Below are 498 nucleotides of genomic sequence, written 5' to 3'. Positions count from 1 at the left end.
CGCGCCAACTCGGTCGTCACCGTTCCACCATCTATCGCGAGATCAGGCGCAATACATTCCACGATCGCGAACTGCCCGAATACAGCGGCTACTTCCCAACGGTTGCCGACGACATCCGCAAAGAGCGGCGGCGGCGTTTGAGGAAGCTGATGCGGCACCCGCAATTGCGCGCACTGGTCATCGAGCAGCTGGAGGCGTTGTGGTCACCGGAACAGATCGCCGGTCGCCTGTTCGCCGATGGCGTGAGCGCCGTGCGTGTCTGCACCGAGACGATCTATCGCTTCATCTATGGCAAGGAAGATCAGGCGCTGGAGCTCTATCAGCATCTGCCAGAAGGCCGTCGCAAGCGCCGCCCGCGCCGCTCCCGCAAACCCCGCGACGGCTCGATCCCGTTGGACTGCAGGATCAGCCAACGCCCTGATTTCATTGCCGATCGGTCTCAGTTCGGCCACTGGGAGGGTGATCTGCTGATCTTCCGGCGCGACCTCGGTGAAGCCA

The 498-nt window shown here is 62.7% G+C and carries 1 protein-coding gene; it reads left to right on the top strand.

The genetic code is table 11. The features are described from left to right. Window positions 1–498, top strand: a 498-nt coding sequence (locus IB264_RS34250; protein WP_192435380.1) for an IS30 family transposase, incomplete at both ends; no start/stop codon positions are given.

Origin of the sequence: Ensifer sp. ENS11 (assembly GCF_014851895.1) — a bacterium.
Lineage (GTDB): Bacteria > Pseudomonadota > Alphaproteobacteria > Rhizobiales > Rhizobiaceae > Ensifer > Ensifer canadensis.
Note: the sequence above shows the minus strand (reverse complement) of the source record. Positions and strands in the feature narration are given on the sequence as shown.